General features: G+C 33.3%; 15 protein-coding genes. 10 read left to right on the top strand and 5 right to left on the bottom strand.

What is annotated here, in order from left to right:
• Positions 1-140 precede the first annotated feature (140 nt).
• Positions 141-992, top strand: coding sequence for a UDP-2,3-diacylglucosamine diphosphatase (locus KO504_RS06690; RefSeq protein WP_215925563.1), 852 nt, complete (start codon positions 141-143; stop codon positions 990-992).
• A gap of 31 nt (positions 993-1,023) precedes the next feature.
• Here KO504_RS06690 and KO504_RS06685 read toward each other — a convergent pair whose 3' ends face one another.
• Positions 1,024-3,951, bottom strand: coding sequence for an FAD-binding and (Fe-S)-binding domain-containing protein (locus KO504_RS06685; protein ID WP_215925562.1), 2,928 nt, complete (start codon positions 3,949-3,951; stop codon positions 1,024-1,026).
• 141 nt (positions 3,952-4,092) lie between these two features.
• On the opposite strand from KO504_RS06685, the gene KO504_RS06680 reads away from it, so the two are divergent.
• Together KO504_RS06680 and KO504_RS06675 are read left to right on the top strand one after the other, a co-directional pair.
• Positions 4,093-4,572, top strand: coding sequence for a hypothetical protein (locus KO504_RS06680; protein ID WP_215925561.1), 480 nt, complete (start codon positions 4,093-4,095; stop codon positions 4,570-4,572).
• Between the two features lie 66 nt (positions 4,573-4,638).
• Positions 4,639-6,360, top strand: a complete 1,722-nt coding sequence (locus KO504_RS06675; RefSeq protein ID WP_215925560.1) for an FAD/NAD(P)-binding protein — start codon at positions 4,639-4,641, stop codon at positions 6,358-6,360.
• Here KO504_RS06675 and KO504_RS06670 read toward each other — a convergent pair.
• Both KO504_RS06670 and KO504_RS06665 read right to left on the bottom strand, forming a co-directional pair.
• Positions 6,353-7,126, bottom strand: a complete 774-nt coding sequence (locus KO504_RS06670; RefSeq protein WP_215925559.1) for a TIGR03915 family putative DNA repair protein — start codon at positions 7,124-7,126, stop codon at positions 6,353-6,355. The two genes, KO504_RS06675 and KO504_RS06670, sit on opposite strands and share 8 nt — an antisense overlap.
• Positions 7,127-8,389, bottom strand: coding sequence for a putative DNA modification/repair radical SAM protein (locus KO504_RS06665; RefSeq protein ID WP_215925558.1), 1,263 nt, complete (start codon positions 8,387-8,389; stop codon positions 7,127-7,129).
• Positions 8,390-8,585: 196 nt separating this feature from the next.
• Between KO504_RS06665 and KO504_RS06660 the strand changes: the two genes are divergently transcribed.
• Positions 8,586-9,182, top strand: a complete 597-nt coding sequence (locus tag KO504_RS06660) for a hypothetical protein (protein ID WP_252723632.1) — start codon at positions 8,586-8,588, stop codon at positions 9,180-9,182.
• A gap of 233 nt (positions 9,183-9,415) precedes the next feature.
• On the opposite strand, the gene KO504_RS06655 is transcribed toward KO504_RS06660, so the two are convergent.
• A complete protein-coding gene (locus tag KO504_RS06655; RefSeq protein WP_215925557.1) occupies positions 9,416-10,942 on the bottom strand; it encodes a GH3 family domain-containing protein in 1,527 nt (508 codons plus the stop codon).
• A 28-nt stretch (positions 10,943-10,970) separates the two neighbouring features.
• Positions 10,971-11,288, bottom strand: coding sequence for a four-helix bundle copper-binding protein (locus KO504_RS06650; protein ID WP_215925556.1), 318 nt, complete (start codon positions 11,286-11,288; stop codon positions 10,971-10,973).
• A gap of 187 nt (positions 11,289-11,475) precedes the next feature.
• Here KO504_RS06650 and KO504_RS06645 point away from each other — a divergent pair, with 187 nt between their 5' ends.
• From KO504_RS06645 to xerA, 6 genes are all read left to right on the top strand, one after another.
• Positions 11,476-11,985 carry a DUF421 domain-containing protein gene (locus tag KO504_RS06645; protein WP_215925555.1) on the top strand — a complete coding sequence of 170 codons (510 nt, stop codon included), beginning with the start codon at positions 11,476-11,478 and terminating at the stop codon, positions 11,983-11,985.
• 135 nt (positions 11,986-12,120) lie between these two features.
• The gene (gene gcvT / locus KO504_RS06640; protein WP_215925554.1) at positions 12,121-13,203 is read left to right on the top strand and encodes a glycine cleavage system aminomethyltransferase GcvT; all 1,083 of its coding nucleotides are present in this window, start codon (positions 12,121-12,123) and stop codon (positions 13,201-13,203) included.
• Positions 13,204-13,227: 24 nt separating this feature from the next.
• The gene (locus KO504_RS06635; RefSeq protein WP_215925553.1) at positions 13,228-14,067 is read left to right on the top strand and encodes a sugar nucleotide-binding protein; all 840 of its coding nucleotides are present in this window, start codon (positions 13,228-13,230) and stop codon (positions 14,065-14,067) included.
• 97 nt (positions 14,068-14,164) lie between these two features.
• The gene (locus KO504_RS06630; protein WP_215925552.1) at positions 14,165-14,452 is read left to right on the top strand and encodes a 4a-hydroxytetrahydrobiopterin dehydratase; all 288 of its coding nucleotides are present in this window, start codon (positions 14,165-14,167) and stop codon (positions 14,450-14,452) included.
• Positions 14,453-14,730: 278 nt separating this feature from the next.
• A complete protein-coding gene (locus tag KO504_RS06625; protein ID WP_215925551.1) occupies positions 14,731-15,477 on the top strand; it encodes a YebC/PmpR family DNA-binding transcriptional regulator in 747 nt (248 codons plus the stop codon).
• 139 nt (positions 15,478-15,616) lie between these two features.
• Positions 15,617-16,822 carry a site-specific tyrosine recombinase/integron integrase gene (xerA, locus tag KO504_RS06620; RefSeq protein ID WP_215925550.1) on the top strand — a complete coding sequence of 402 codons (1,206 nt, stop codon included), beginning with the start codon at positions 15,617-15,619 and terminating at the stop codon, positions 16,820-16,822.
• Positions 16,823-16,867: the final 45 nt, after the last annotated feature.

Genomic DNA, 16,867 nt, shown 5'->3' with positions numbered 1-16,867 from the left:
TAGTCGCAAAAAAAGCTAGGGCTTCCTACTTCGTAATATTAAGGTAATATTTTAATAACAATTTGCTTATAGTTAGTTAATTATACGATAATCTGATTATTAAAAATATTAAAGTTCTTTGTGGTATAGATTTAGAAATTTTGAAAATAAAACGAAAAGTTGAAATAGCAGTAATCTCAGATGTACATTTAGGCACTTTTGGCTGCCATGCCAAACAACTTTTAACTTATTTAAATAGCATAGAACCTAAGAAACTTATTCTTAATGGTGATATTATTGATATTTGGCAGTTTAAGAAAAGTTACTTTCCAAAATCTCATCTTAGTGTTATTAAAAAGATTATGGATTTTGCCGCAAATGGCACTGAAGTGATTTACATTACAGGTAATCATGATGAAATGCTTCGCAAGTTTACAGATACGGAAATAGGTAATATTTCAATTGTAAATAAACTAGTACTAGATTTAGATGGAAAAAAAGCTTGGTTTTTTCATGGCGATGTGTTTGATATTTCCATTCAGAATGCCAAATGGTTGGCTAAGCTTGGTGGCTGGGGTTATGACTTACTAATCCTTATTAACAGGCTTACAAACTGGTGTTTAGATAAGCTAGGAAAAGAACGCTATTCTTTATCTAAAAAAATTAAAAACAGTGTAAAAGGTGCTGTAAAATATATTAGTGATTTTGAAAAAGTAGCTACAGACTTAGCTATTGAAAATGGTTATGACTATGTTATATGCGGGCATATTCACCAACCAAAAATGATATTAAAAGGTAATAAATTTGGTAAAACCACTTATCTAAATTCTGGTGATTGGGTTGAAAACTTCACTGCTTTAGAATACCAATTTAAACGTTGGAAAATTTACAACTACAACAATGATAGACTGTCTCCTTTCTTTGCAGATGAAGATATAAAAGATATGGACGTCAAAGACTTAATAGCTGCAATTACAATTGTAGAACAACCTAAAAAGCACAAGACAAAATAATAACTTTAATTAGCATTATTGTAACTGGTAGTTAGAGTAAAGCTTCTTTTAAAATAGAAATAGGATGTTTAGCCACTCTACCTGTACCGTCTTTTATTTGATGTCTACAACTTGTTCCGTTTGCAGATATTTCTGTGTCTGCTGAAGCTTTTCTAACCGCAGGAAATAAAACCTGCTCTCCTATTTGCATACTTACTTCGTAATGCTCTTTTTCGTAACCAAAACTTCCTGCCATACCACAGCAACCACTTGGAATAATTGTTACTTTATAATTCTTAGGCAGATTTAAAATACTAAAGCTCGACTTCTGATTTGCCAATGCCTTTTGATGACAATGTCCATGAAATTTAATGGTTTTTACCTCTTGTGTAAACTGCGATGATTTTATACGTCCCAATGCCATTTCTTGTTGAATAAATTCTTCAATCAAAAACGTGTGTTTCGCAATTAATTTAGCAGATTCTTTGTCGTCTGCTAATCTTAAATATTCATCTTTAAAGGTTAAAATAGCAGACGGTTCTATACCTAATAATGGAGTGTTTTTAGTGATTAAATGTTTGAATTTTGAAACATTTTCATTCGCTACTCTTTTGGCATCTTTTAGTAAACCTTTAGACAACATTGCACGACCAGATTCCGAATGTGAAATGATGGTCACTTTATAATTTAAGCGGCTTAATAGCTCCATAGCATCCATACCAATCTCTGTATCTAAATGATTGGTAAACTCATCATTAAACAAGATGACTTCTTTTATATAACCATTTTTAACTATCTTATTTTTAACACTATAAAATTTCTTATCTAAACTTTTACTAGAAATTAAAGGCAAGCTTCGTTCTTTAGCAATACCTCCAATAGATTTTATAATTGCACTTGTAAAATCATTAGAAAACATAAAATTAGTAAGCTTTGGAACACGACTTACAAAGCCATTTATTTTATTATTGTAAGCAAACAATTTTGTTCTAAAAGGCACACCATTTGCCTTCTGATATTGGTATTGAAATTCGGCTTTTAAACTCGCTACATCTACACTACTTGGACACTCACTTGCGCATGCTTTACAACTCAAACATAAATCAAAAACGTCTTTTAATTCTTTATAATCAAATCGGTTTGCTTTTTCAGAATTAGTTAAGAATTCTCGGAGCGCATTAGCACGTCCTCTGGTTGTATCTTTTTCGTTTCTAGTAGCTCTATAACTTGGGCACATAACACCTCCAAATTCAGGTAATTTTCTACAGTCACCAGAACCATTACATTTTTCGGCTTCACGTAAAATACCTTTAGAAGCAGAAAAATCAAGTAAGGTTTCAATCTGAGGTTCTTTTCTATCCACCTCATACCTAAAACTTTTATCCATAGGATAGGCATCTACAATCTTTCCTGGATTAAAAATATTATGCGGATCGAAAGCTGATTTAATATGCTTTAAAATTTTATAATTAGCCTCACCAATCATCATAGGAATAAATTCTGCTCTCACAATACCATCACCATGTTCACCAGACATTGAGCCTTTATATTTCTTTACTAATTGCGCAACGTCTGTTGTTATTTTTCTAAATAGTACAACATCTTCAGCCTGTTTTAAATCTAAAATTGGTCTTAAATGTAACTCTCCTGCTCCTGCATGTGCATAGTATACCGCATTTTGGTTGTATGTTTTCATTAAAGCCGTAAACTCTGAAATGTAGCGGTCTAAATCTGGAAGCGCTACAGCCGTATCTTCAATACAAGCCACAGCTTTTTTATCACCAATAATATTACCTAGCAAGCCTAAACCGGCTTTTCGTAATTCTACAGCCTTATTGATATCATCACCTTTTAAAACAGGATTAGCATAACTTAAATTCAAGTTTTTTACCGTTTCTAAGAATACGTTTATTTGTGATTGAAGCTCTTCATTTAAATTTGCTTTGAGCTCACACATTAATATAGCAGCAGGATTTCCTTCTATAAATTGTCTGTTTTCTTGTTGTGTTTTATTGTGTTTTGTAAGATTTAAAATGGAATCATCCATCATCTCACAGGTATGCAAATTGTGTTGCATCACAGTTTCCACAGCATTTAGGCATTTAGCTATACTTTTAAAATGCAAAGCAATAATAGCGCTTTCCGTTGGCGGCAAGTCATCTAACTGCAAGGTGATTTCTGTTGTAAATGCTAAGGTGCCTTCACTTCCTGCTAAAAGTTGACACATATTAAAACCTGAATTTGAATCAGAAAACACTTCCGATTTAATCAATTCATCAATGGCATAACCTGTATTTCTTCTATGTATGCTTGGCTTTGGAAAATTATCTTGTATTTGCCTTTGAACGTTTTCTGATTTTAATTCTTTATAAATGGTATTATAAATAGTGCCTTCAAGATTCTCTAATTTTAATTTTTGTTGAAATTCTTCAAAAGTTAAACTGGAAAATTCAACCTCGCTCCCATCGCTTATGATGGTTTTTAAACTTAGAACTTTATCTCGTGTCACACCATATTGAATAGAGGTCGTTCCTGATGAATTGTTCCCAACCATTCCACCAATCATACAGCGATTAGAAGTTGATGTGTTAGGACCAAAAAATAAGCCAAACGGTTTCAAATAATTATTAAGTTCATCTCTTACCACTCCCGGTTGAACGGTTACGGTTTTAGCTTTTTCATTTATATCTAAAATTCGTGTAAAATATTTAGAGACATCTACTACTATACCTTCGCCAACACATTGTCCGGCTAGCGATGTTCCTGCTGTTCTTGGTATTAAAGAAGTATTGTTAGACTTAGCAAAATCAATTAAAGATTTTATGTCTTGAGTATTTTTAGGTAAAGCTACAGCTAAAGGCAATTTTCTATACACAGAAGCATCAGTAGCGTAGAGTTTTCGCATTAAATCATTAAAATACAACTCACCTTCTAATTTAGATTTTAGGGTTTTAAGTTGTATAAGGTTTTCTTTTTGCATAAGCGCTAACAATCGATTGGTATGAGTTATAATTTTGTCTTAAAAATAAGACTAATCATTCAATTTTGGCATAATTTTGGCGTTATGATGAAAAGCAATTTTAAGATTGCTAAAACTATGAATTTAAGATTATAAATTATTATGAAGAAATTAATTTTATTAAGTGTATTAACTATTGGGTTTATAAGTTTTTCTGACGCTCAGAACATTTCAAAAAATGCCATTGGACTAAGGTTTGGAGATAGTGATGGTTTTGGTACCGAAATAACCTACCAACGTGCTTTAGGTGGCAATAACAGACTGGAAGCCGATTTAGGTTGGAGAAACGGAAAAGACTATGATGGCTTTAAAATAGCTGGTTTATACCAATGGGTTTGGCAACTAGATGGCAATTTTAATTGGTATGCAGGTGGCGGTGGAGGATTTGGAAACTATAGCGTTGATACTCCTGGTAAGGATTACAATGATAGTTTCGTGTTTTTAGCGGGTGATGTTGGTATTGAATACAGCTTTGATATCCCATTATTACTATCCTTAGATTTTAGACCAGAACTTGGATTTGGAGACTTTAATGACGATCTCGATTTTGATATCGGATTGGGCATTAGATATCAATTCTAAAACTTGATAAATAAATAAATTCAGAACCACCTTTAACGAGGTGGTTTTTTCATTATTTTTATTACTATGAAGCAAATTGCAATTATAGGAATGGGACCACGAGGTCTCTATGCCTTAGAGAATCTTCTCTTAGCACTAAGTAAAATTTATACGCAAGTTAATATTCAAATTTTTGATGCTAACAATGCTTCTGGAGCTGGAAACGTTTGGGATACGAGACAGCCCGATTCTAATTGGATTAATATTACTGAACGCGCGCTAGTAGGCATTGAGAAACGTCCTAAAATCAGTTATGCTAATAGAGTTATTGAAGCTTTCCCTTCGTATCATGAATGGTGCAATTTTACACAACCTTGCCATAAACCAGATGCATTTCCACCACGTAACAAACTAGGAAAATACCTTAATGAACGGTACAAAACTATAGAAAATGCCTTGTGCAATTTAAACTCCTTCAATTTTAATAAACTAGAAATTGAAAATATCAATTTAAAAGACAATCAACTTGAAATTACAAGTAACAATAACTCTTGGATCTGTGACGATGTACTTTTAACTATTGGTCACCAATCTACAGAACTATCCAATCAATTAAAACAGTGGCAATCTTATGTGGCAACACATCAATCCCTCTCTCTTTTTAAAGAGTCCTACCCTATGCATCATCTTAAAACAGTAAAAAATCAAGAAACAATTAATATAGGCATTAGAGGTTTTGGCCTAGCTATGATTGACGTAATGCGTTATCTTACCATTAATGATTTTGGGAATTTTAAAGTGATAAATAACGACACTTTTGAAACCATTTACTATAAGAGCAAGTCACAAGATTTAAAACTAATTCCGTTTTCATTAGACGGCTTACCATTAGTTCCGAAGCCTTTAAACGAAAAGATTGATTCGTGGTACCAACCTACGAAAGAAGAATTATATAGTTTTAAATCTGAAATCGAAGCCGTTTCACACCAAACCACTGAAACAGATACCATAGATTTTTTAACGCATCCTATTGCTAAAATTACATCGCGTGTCTATTTAGACTTAAAAGATAAAAGCCTAATACATGGCTTAAGTTCTTCCGAATTAGAAGCCATAATCTTAAATTGGCTAAATGACGACCATTATAACCATCCATTAATTCAAGATTCTAATAGTTCAACGTATCAACTGATTCAGAATTATATTGAAATGGCTTTAGGCACCATTCCTGTTTCTCTCGATTACTGCATCGGACAAGTTTGGCGTCATTGTCAACCCACTTTATACAAAGCTTTTTCGCATGCTAAAGTGACTAATGATAGTATTGAAAAAGTGATTGCTTTAGACGAACGTAGTAAACGTTATTCTTACGGACCACCGATTGAAAGTATGCAGCAAGTTCTAGCTTTGGTTGATGCCGAAATATTGACATTAGACTTTGTTACTGATCCTGATATAGACTTAACAGCGGAAGGCTGGACTTTAACAAATTCTAATAATAAAACCATCACCTGTTCTGTAATGATTAATAGTGTTTTGGACGCTCCTAAATTACTTGAAGTCAACACTCCTTTAATTAAAGATTTACTTCAAAATGATTTGATACAACCTATTCATTCAAAATTAGGCATCGAAACAACTGCTGATGGTTATGTCATTACACCTGAAGCTAAACACGATGTGCCTATTGCCGTTTTAGGTCGTTTGGCCAAAGGTAGCGTGATTGGTGTGGATGCTATTTTAGAATGTTTTGGACCACGTATTGAAGATTGGGCAAAAGCTTACGTGAAGCGACTAAACATTAATTAGGTTGCTTCTCACTTAAATACTTCCAATACCGTTTTGGCACATGTCTAATATGAAGTTTCATGTTTTTTCGAGAGGCAATATTGGTCGCTTTAAAATAATCTTGCCATAGCTTTTGAAACTCAAATTCTTGAGTCGCAAAAAAGGCATCGTCGGTTTTAGTAAAGTTAAAATTCTCAGGAAAATCCATATTTATAAGTTCAACGGTTTCCAAATCGTAGAATAATCCATAACCACGTTTGATATCATAAATCACCCATTTTTGATCGGCATAACGTCTTTTAAAATGCTTTTCAATTAAAGGCAACACATTAAAATCGGGTTCTATACTAGCGAAATAGATGTCATCATTAGTTAACCGAAAACGTACAAAAGCTTCCATACGATGTTTTTCTCGTCCTACAGATTTTGCGATTTGGGCTATTTTTAAAATGGAAGGATGCGAATAATCTTTATCCACTTTCTTTTGTTGCGAAAACGCATACTGTATATAATCTAAAAGTAAGTCCTCTACTCCTATGGCTTCACTTAAAAAAGCATAATACAATTGGTAACTTCCGTGAGATGACAACTTCGATTTGATACCTTTCCACACACGATTCGCCTTAACTTCATCAGTAAGAATTGATTCATTCTCTGAAAACAAACCTTGCTGCACCGAAAATTTATTTTGAATGCTTACCATTTTTAATTTGTGTTCAAACACATAGAAAACAGCAGATAAAAAACCATCAAAAGTGCCGTCATATATAAGATTTTTTGCTTGCATTTATCCGAATAAGCTTAATTGATTACTCAACATTTTCTGATATTTACTCGTTGAATTCTGAAGGATTAAACCTTTGATCTTTTCTGAGGTTAAATCCCGTTTTTCAAACTGATTGCTATCACACACCATAAAGTATTGTGCCCTATTTAATGCAACTCCTATTTTTTTTAGATGTTCCCAATTCAATTTTCTAAAGCGTCTGGCATTTATAATTTTAAACACCGATTTCATTCCTAAACCAGGAATTCTGGCTAACATACGCTGGTCGGCCGTGTTCACATCAACAGGAAATTCATGGAGATTTCGTAACGCCCAACTTAATTTAGGATCTACATCTAAATCTAAATTTTGATGTTGTTCGTTTAAAATTTCACTGACATCAAAACCGTAAAAACGCATGAGCCAATCGGTTTGATACAATCTATTTTCACGAAGCATAGGCACAGCACTTCCTATTTGTGGCAAACGATTATCGTAACTAATAGGCACATAACCTGAATAATACACACGCTTTAAATTATAGCTTTTGTAAAAGTGATTTGAGGTTTGCATAATCTGAAAATCATTCTCACCACTCGCTCCAATAATCATTTGTGTGCTCTGACCAGCAGGCGCAAATTTTGGTGTGCTTTTAATGATTTTCTTTTCGGCATTATATTGGATGATTTCATTTTTTACCTTCACCATCGGCTTTATAAAATCTTCACGCTTTTTATCTGGTGCTAATTTTTTAAGTCCGGCTTCGGTCGGGATTTCAATATTAACGCTTAACCGATCTGCGTAGAGTCCAGCTTCGCGCATTAATTCATCCGACGCTCCAGGAATCGATTTTAAATGAATATAGCCATTAAAATTTTCTTCCAATCGTAATTTCTTCGCGACAGCAACCAAACGTTCCATGGTATAATCGGCACTTTTAAAAATACCCGAACTGAGAAAAAGCCCTTCAATATAATTTCTGCGGTAAAAATTAATGGTTAAATCCACCACTTCTTGCACTTTAAAAGCGGCTCGTTTTACATCATTACTTTTTCGGGTAACGCAATACGCACAATCAAAAATACAATGGTTAGTTAATAGAATTTTTAATAAAGATACACAGCGACCATCCTCGGTATAGGAATGACAAATTCCCATGCCTGTAGCATCTCCTAATCCTTTATTGGTGTTAGCGCGTTTACTTCCGCTAGACGAACACGATACGTCATACTTTGCTGCATCTGCTAGTATTTTTAATTTTTCTTGGGTACGTTGAAAAGACAAATATTTTCCTCCTAAATCTTAAGTTAAAATCTTAGTTACAAAAATACTACATATAGTAGCTTATGATTGCTTCTATTTGTAGTAATCTAAAAATTAATGTTTATTTCAAGATGTTAGTTATTAGGAATTCAAATGGGTTAATATTTTGATGGTATCATATAAACGTCATCAGGTTTAAACCTTACTTTTCTAGCATATGAAACATTTCATAATCATCATTATTCTAAGCCTAAACCACACTATGAGTGCACAGCACAAGATACCTGAAGATATAAAAACGACTGTAAATAAAGCTTTAGCATATTATCCACAACTGAAGGACACCAAAATAGAATTTCGGTTTAAGAAAAACATTAAGAAATCGACCATGCAAGCCAGACCTACATTTGGCAGTTTCTTTAAGAGTAGAAAAAATCGACATTATGTAATTCTGATTAGTGAAAAATTCAAGATTGCAGATAAGGAATTTTTAACACGTCATATTCCCAATGACATTTTTATTGGGTGGATTGGTCATGAATTGGGTCATATTATGGATTATCAAAATCGCAATAAGCTCAATCTTATTTGGTTTGGACTAAAGTATTTGTTTTCGCAAAATCATATTGTTGAAGCCGAACGTGCCGCAGATTCATTTGCTGTTGCACATGGTATGGAAGATTACATTTTAAAAACGAAAGATTTTATATTGAATAATGCGGATATCACCCAATCGTATAAAGATCGGATTAAGAAGTATTATTTATCGCCTGAAGAGATTATGCATTTGGTTGAGGAACGGGATGCTAATTAGAATTAAGAGTTATGAGAAAAAAATAAAGTTGAACTTAAAACATATATGAATACTCGGGTATAATTTGCAGTATTAAAAAGCTTCGCTTGGTAGTTTTAAAATCAAAATACATTTTATTTAGACTTAAATTAATGGGACCAATGTTATATCTATAGCTGTATGAAAACACCCCTAAAGTCCCCTCAAGGGGACAATTCTATATAAGAATAATTTAATTTCTTATTAATAACGATTTACGATTCATTAATAAAAGCTTCCCAATCTGCAAATTTGTCCTCACCCATAACGCGTTCCATTTTTACTTGGCCTCCTTTCTTTTTGTTTCTTTCGTTCCAGTCATAAAAACGATTTGGTGAAATCACTTTTACTTTCACACCTTTTAGCGCTTTACTTCTAGCCACTTTGTAATTCTTATTGGCGGATTTTAAACTTTCGTCTAAGGCCTCTGCAATGGTAGAATTATCAACACCTTTTACGTCCGAACCTAAATACCAATAGTGATAAAATTCATCATCGTCTCCACGTTTGGCACAAATAGTATATTCCGTGATGGTGGTATTAAATTGTGATTCTAATTCGCGCATCGCGGCATCCATTTTGTTCACGGACAATTGCGAACCTACAGTATTTAAGAAGAATTTTGTACGTCCTGTAATTTTAATTTCGGCACGTTCAATATTAGTGAATTCAATGGTATCACCAATAAGATATCTCCACGCTCCACTAACGGTACTAATGATTAATACGTAATCTTGATTCAATTCAACTTGATCTAAAGTTAAAGCTGGTGCTTCATCTGTTAACGAACTATCTTCGTTGATATATTCGGGTTTAAACGGCACAAATTCAAAATAAATACCATTATCGGTATTGAGTTGCATGGCATCGGTTTCTGGTCGTACTTGAGTTGCTATATACCCTTCGGACGCTAAATAAGTATCGATAACTGTGATTGGTTTTCCTAATAAGGCATTAAAACTTTTCTCATAAGGTGCGAAAGCTACACCTCCAGAAGTATAAACTTGCAGATTAGGCCAAATCTCATGAATGTTATTAAGATTGTGATAGTCTATTACGTTTTGAAGCATCAACTCTATCCACGATGGAATACCACTTAACGCACCAATATCCCAATCTTTAGCACGTTCTGCAATGCGCTGCACACGCTCGTCCCAATCTTCAATTTGCGAAATTTCTTCACCAGGTTTGTAATAACCTCTAAACCAAGACGGAATATTACTCGCACTAATACCACTAATTTCACCTTCGAGATGATCGTTGTTTTCTTCCAAATCTGTAGAGCTGCCGAGCATCATAATTTCCTTTTCGAAAAAATCCGCAGGTAAATCAAAATTCTTTAAAGCAAACACCTGTTTGATTCCAGCATTTCTAATGGCATCAATCATGGCATCTGTTACCGGAATGCGTTTACTTGTTTTTCCTGTGGTACCAGAACTCAATGCAAAGTAAGATGGCTTTCCTGGCCACGTGACGTTACTTTCTCCTTCGTGATATTTGTGCCACCACTTTTCTTTTATTTTATTGTAATCAAAATACGGCACATACTTCGCAAAACTTTGTTGTAAATTAGAAGTTTCAAGAATGCTTTCAAAATCGTAGAACTTTCCGAATTGGGTACTCTTAGCTGTTTCAAGCAGTTCTTTGAGCACTTGTTCTTGAGCTTCTTCATGAATCACTTCAGACGTAAACGTATCCTTCAATTCAATCACTCCTTTTATAATGTTTCCTAGTATGGCCATTTTTTAATTTCAATTATTGATTCTATAATTATGCTGCTATTTTTCTACAAGTTTCAGCACATGCTCTACACGATTTAGCACATTCTTTACAATGTTCGTGTTTGTGTTCTTCGCAATGATCTGCACAGTACTCACAAATTTCAGCACATAATAAGGCATATTGCTTAACGTATGCACTATCTGAAGTCATCATTTTAAGTAAAGCACCACAAGCATCTGCACATTGTATGCAACATTTTGGGCAATCGTTCATACTTTCTTTTCCTGCCATTTCGGTTAGGCATATTCTACAATCCACTATACATTTCTGACAGGCTTCAATCGCATTTCTATAAGTCGCTTTCATATTAATTGTATTTAGAATTAATTTCCACTAATATCCAATATTGCTTCCAAAACGATTACTGCGATTCGGAAAAGAATTAACCCATTTAGTGAAAATGCTTTCAGAGTAATTTAAACTTGAAATGAGTTAAAACATCACTATAATTCTTGACATATTGAGGATTATATAATCTTAAAATACTAAGGATATGAATGATTGGTTTAAATTTTCTACAGACGGACTTTTGGCGATAGTATTGACCGCTATTGGTATTTACATCGCTTTAGTGATTTTAACACGCATTAGTGGCAAACGCAGTTTTTCAAAAATGTCTAGTTTCGATTTTGCCATGACGGTTTCTATTGGTTCCATATTGGCAACGGTTATTGTTTCGAAATCTGTTTCGCTTCAGTATGGTATTATTGGTTTAGTGCTTATTTATAGTTTACAAATGGTCGTTGCTGCTGCAAGACATTGGAAACCCATTAGAAATTTAGTGGATAATAAACCGACCTTATTAATGCAAAACGGCAAACTTATTAAAGACAATTTAAAAAAATGTAAAGTGACCGAATCTGATGTAAAGGCCAAATTGCGTGAAGCGAATGTGATTCAACTATCAGAAGTTAAAGCGGTGGTTTTTGAATCAACTGGTGATATATCGGTATTACATGACGCTGACAATAAAGCAATTGACGATTGGATTATGGATTTTTAGAATTTGCGCTATAATTCCGGCCTTAAATCTTGAGACTGATTTCTTTAAAGGATTCGCAATTTCCTTAGCATCAAATTATGAAATTCTTCGTAAAATTTATGTAGTTTTGCACATCTAAAATTAAAACAATTCACAATGAAAGATACTGCTTTATCCTCTACTCACGAAGCACTTGGTGCTAAAATGGTTCCTTTTGCTGGCTATAACATGCCGGTTCAATACGAAGGTGTAAATATAGAACACGAAACGGTTAGGACATCGGTTGGTGTGTTTGATGTCTCTCATATGGGTGAGTTTTTAATTGAAGGGCCACATGCTTTAGAATTGATTCAAAAAGTATCGAGTAACGATGCTTCTAAATTAGAAATAGGAAAAGCACAATACAGCTGTTTACCAAATGATGATGGTGGTGTTGTAGATGATTTAATCATATACAAATTAAAAGAAGAAACGTATTTATTAGTTGTTAATGCGAGTAATATTGAAAAGGATTGGAATTGGATTTCCTCTAAAAATGATGTTGGTGCTGAGATGCGCGATTTAAGCGAAGATTATTCGTTATTAGCGATTCAAGGTCCAAAGGCTGTTGAAGCGATGCAATCTTTAACGAGTCATGATTTATCTGCTATTAAATTCTACAATTTTGTTGTTGGCGATTTTGCAGGCATTGAAAATGTGATCATTTCAGCTACAGGTTATACTGGTAGTGGGGGATTTGAGATTTACTGTAAAAATTCAGAAGTCAAACAAATTTGGGATAAGGTATTTGAAGCAGGAGCAGATTTTGGCATTAAGCCAATTGGTTTAGCGGCAAGAGATACGTTGCGTTTGGAAATGGGTTACTGTTTATACGGTAATGACATTGACGATACCACGTCTCCAATTGAAGCTGGTTTAGGTTGGGTTTGTAAATTCAACAAAGACTTTACTAATAGCGAAGCTTTAAAAGCCGAAAAAGAACACACTCCAGAACGTAAATTAGTGGCTTTTAAACTCGATGAACGTGGTATTCCGCGTCATGGTTACGATATTGTAGATGGTAGCGGAAAAACAATTGGTGTTGTTACTTCTGGTACAATGAGTCCTAGTTTAGGTATTGGTATTGGTATGGGTTATGTTCCTACTGTGTTTTCTAAAGTAGATAGTAAGATATTTATTCAAGTACGCAAAAAGGCCATTCCAGCAACCGTTGTAAAGGCTCCTTTTTATAAAGGCTAAATTTCTAAGCGTGTAGATTGATTAATGACGAAGAAACATTTAGATTCTCAAAAACATCGTATACTTATACTTGGTGCTAGTGGTTATATTGGCAATGCTATTTATAAAGAATTAGGACCTTATTTTAGGACTTACGGAACGTATCGTATTCCAAAGAAAGAATTTGAAAACAATAAACAATTCTTTCAGTATAATGTAGAAGAAGATGATGTTTATGACATTTTAGAAGCTTGTCAACCTACCATTATCATATCTGCACTTCGTGGTAATTTTAACGCACAAGTAATTGCGCATCAGCATATTGCTGATTACATAGTTGATACTGGCTGTAAATTCATCTTTTTGTCGTCTGCAAATGTATTTGATGCTTACAGCCAATATCCTAGTTACGAATTAGACAAAACCTTAAGTCATAGTGTTTATGGTCACTTCAAAATAAAAATTGAAAACTTACTATTACGCTTGCCTAAAAAGCAAATTGCTATAATTAGACTTCCAATGGTATTTGGTAACGGTTCGCCTAGAATACAAGAATTAAAAGAAGCTATTATAGCAGGTGAAACTGTTGAAGTTTTTCCGAATTTAATAATGAACGTGACACTTGACAAAAAACTTACCCAACAAATTCATTATATCATTAACAGAAATAAATTTGGTATTTTTCATTTGGGCAGTACAGATTTGGTGCATCATGATGAGTTTATAAAATCTATAATCGATATTCTTTCTGACAAAAAAGTAGTTATTAAACAAGTATTTACAACTAATGAAGATCGTTATTTAGCCGTACTACCAAAGTTTAATAAGTTACCTAAACATCTACAGATTACTAGCGAAATGGTTTTAGAAGAGCTTTCAAAATAAAGATGTAGTTGTCGTTTATAATCCTTAATAAAGAATCTCTTTTTTAAGTTTATTGTAATTCATATTTTTTTTAATTTAAACACATCAAAACAATAACATGAAACTAGACAAGGATACTATAGAAAAAAAATTATTACAATTTCCGGATTGGGATTATTATGATAACGCCATTCATTCAGAATTTGAATTCGATAATTTTAAAGATTGCTTTAGCGCAATGAGCAGAATAGCTTTTGAGTGCGAAGCATTGAATCATCATCCTAATTGGAGTAACTCTTACAATATTTTAAAAATTTCTATTTCAACACATAGTGCTAAAGGAGTTACTTTGAAAGATTTTGAATTAGCTGAAGCGATTGAAACTATTGTCGAGGTTGAGGACTAGTTATTCTTGATTGATAGTTGATGGTTGATGGTTGATGGTTGAAAAATAGAAATTTCAGAGTAATTAGGCTTCCTATGTCTTGTTTTAGAAGTTTTTCACCTTGAATTTTATATTTTTTTATAATTAGTTTCATTCCTTTTCAAACAATTTCAATATTTTCTTAGATTTGCTATTGTAAAAATGGCACTACATATAATTTCAGTGTTATTGTTACACATTACATAAAACATAATCGTTAACAGATTCCTGTTCTACAGGAACTAAAAATATATTATAAGATGGGAAGAGCTTTCGAATTTAGAAAAGCAAGGAAAATGAAACGCTGGTCAGCTATGAGCAAAGCCTTTACACGTATTGGTAAAGATATTGTAATGGCTGTTAAAGAAGGAGGTCCGGATCCCGATAGTAATTCACGTCTTAGAGCTGTAATACAGAATGCAAAGGCTGTAAATATGCCTAAGGACAACGTAGAACGTGCTATAAAACGCGCTTCGGATAAAAGTCAAGGAGATTACAAAGAAGTTCTTTTTGAAGGTTATGCACAACACGGTATTGCAGTACTTATAGAAACTGCTACAGATAATAATACACGTACAGTAGCTAATGTTCGTTCTTATTTTAATAAGACAGATGGTAGTTTAGGGACTTCTGGTTCGGTAGTTTTTATGTTTGATCATACCTGTAATTTTAAAATTAAAGGAGACGATTTAGACTTAGAAGAGCTAGAATTAGAATTGATTGATTCTGGAGTTGAAGAGATTTTTGAAGATACAGACGAAGATGAAAATGGTGTTGAACACACAAGTGTTATGGTTTATGCACCATTTGAAAGTTTTGGTAAAATACAGGCTTACTTAGAAGAGAATAATATAGAAATCATTTCATCTGGATTTGAACGTATTCCGCAGGTTACTAAAAAGTTAACACCAGAACAAGCAGAAGATGTTGAGAAACTTTTAGAAAAGCTAGAAGAAGATGATGATGTTCAGAATGTGTATCATACTATGGAGGAAAGTGCTGAGTAGCATCTAAATCTAAAATCATTTTTATATCGTTTGCCGGTTATATCGCTACAATTTGTAGTTTCTTACATATATATCTTTAATATTTCATGATTTTAATGTAATTTACAAGAACGCAAAACTTCTGTAAACACCTAACATCATGAAGATTATATTATCAAAGCTGCATCATAACAATGATAACCAGGTTGCTATTGGTTTTGAATATAATAAAGAAACAAAAGCAATTGTAAAGGCTGTAGAAGGTGTAAAATGGTCACAGACGCATAAGACGTTTTACGTTTTATATTCTAAGAACACAATTTATACATTATTTAGTTATTTTAGAAGCCATGGCTATTACGTAGACTATGATGAGTTTAGAAAACCAAAAGAAAACACTTATACACCTGTAAAAAAAATTAAGCCAAGCCATAGTATGGCAGAAATGTTTGCTAGCCTACCTTTGAATTTTAAAGAATTATTAAAGGGCTATACTGGTTTTTTAAAAGGCAAACGCTTAAGTCAAAGCACAGTTCGTACATACGGTTATTTTGTATTGCGATTTATGGATTACTACAAGCCAAAAGAAATAGAGTCTATACAGAAAAAGGACATTGATCATTTTTTTGAAATAGTTTTGGCTGGTGAAAATTTTAGTATTAGTAGTCACAGGCAATGTGTTAGTGCCTTAAAATATTTTATTTCTTTTTGTGATTTACCGGAATTAGACGCTGAAGATTTAAATCGTCCGAAAAAAAGCAAGAAGCTACCTGTTGTTTTATCTAAAGAAGAGATTATAGATCTTATTCAAGTCACCAAAAACCTAAAACACAGAGCGATTATTGGCCTGTTATATTCATGTGGACTAAGAATTGGGGAACTTTTAAATTTAAAAATCAATGCTTTAGATTTTGACAGGAATTTGTTGCGTGTAAATCAAGGTAAAGGCCGAAAAGACAGAAGTGTTGTAATGAGTGAAGTTTTAAAGCCATTAATTTTTAATTATTTAAACACTTACAAGCCTCAGGTTTTTGTTATTGAAGGACGTAATGGAGGGCCGTATTCAGCGACGAGCATACGTCAATTTTTAAAGAAAAGTTGTGGTTATGCGGGTATAAAAAAACAAGTTACACCTCATGTATTGCGTCATAGTTATGCTACACATTTAATGGAAAATGGTGTAGATTTACGTCATATTCAAATGTTACTAGGACATGCTAAACCAGAAACGACGATGATCTATACACATGTTGCTCATAGAGATTTAATGCAAATTAGTAGTCCGTTAGACACTGTAGTTAAGTCGATAACAAAATCGCAAAAAAACAATACAGAAGTTTTGTTATCCCGAAATTATAATATATAAACTACTATATTTGTTTTTATATAACACGTTGTAAGCAAGCTGAAA

This window comes from Winogradskyella psychrotolerans (assembly GCF_018860565.1).
GTDB lineage: Bacteria > Bacteroidota > Bacteroidia > Flavobacteriales > Flavobacteriaceae > Winogradskyella > Winogradskyella damuponensis.
Note: the sequence above shows the minus strand (reverse complement) of the source record. Positions and strands in the feature narration are given on the sequence as shown.

Excerpts from the sequence above, each read along its gene's own strand:
- KO504_RS06685 (WP_215925562.1), bottom strand. The coding sequence starts at position 3,951 with ATGCAAAAAGAAAACCTTATACAACTTAAAACCCTAAAATCTAAATTA.
- KO504_RS06680 (WP_215925561.1), top strand. The coding sequence starts at position 4,093 with ATGAAGAAATTAATTTTATTAAGTGTATTAACTATTGGGTTTATAAGT.
- KO504_RS06675 (WP_215925560.1), top strand. The coding sequence starts at position 4,639 with ATGAAGCAAATTGCAATTATAGGAATGGGACCACGAGGTCTCTATGCC.
- KO504_RS06670 (WP_215925559.1), bottom strand. The coding sequence starts at position 7,126 with ATGCAAGCAAAAAATCTTATATATGACGGCACTTTTGATGGTTTTTTA.
- KO504_RS06660 (WP_252723632.1), top strand. The coding sequence starts at position 8,586 with ATGAAACATTTCATAATCATCATTATTCTAAGCCTAAACCACACTATG.
- KO504_RS06655 (WP_215925557.1), bottom strand. The coding sequence starts at position 10,942 with ATGGCCATACTAGGAAACATTATAAAAGGAGTGATTGAATTGAAGGAT.
- KO504_RS06650 (WP_215925556.1), bottom strand. The coding sequence starts at position 11,288 with ATGAAAGCGACTTATAGAAATGCGATTGAAGCCTGTCAGAAATGTATA.
- KO504_RS06645 (WP_215925555.1), top strand. The coding sequence starts at position 11,476 with ATGAATGATTGGTTTAAATTTTCTACAGACGGACTTTTGGCGATAGTA.
- gcvT (WP_215925554.1), top strand. The coding sequence starts at position 12,121 with ATGAAAGATACTGCTTTATCCTCTACTCACGAAGCACTTGGTGCTAAA.
- KO504_RS06635 (WP_215925553.1), top strand. The coding sequence starts at position 13,228 with ATGACGAAGAAACATTTAGATTCTCAAAAACATCGTATACTTATACTT.
- KO504_RS06630 (WP_215925552.1), top strand. The coding sequence starts at position 14,165 with ATGAAACTAGACAAGGATACTATAGAAAAAAAATTATTACAATTTCCG.
- KO504_RS06625 (WP_215925551.1), top strand. The coding sequence starts at position 14,731 with ATGGGAAGAGCTTTCGAATTTAGAAAAGCAAGGAAAATGAAACGCTGG.
- xerA (WP_215925550.1), top strand. The coding sequence starts at position 15,617 with ATGAAGATTATATTATCAAAGCTGCATCATAACAATGATAACCAGGTT.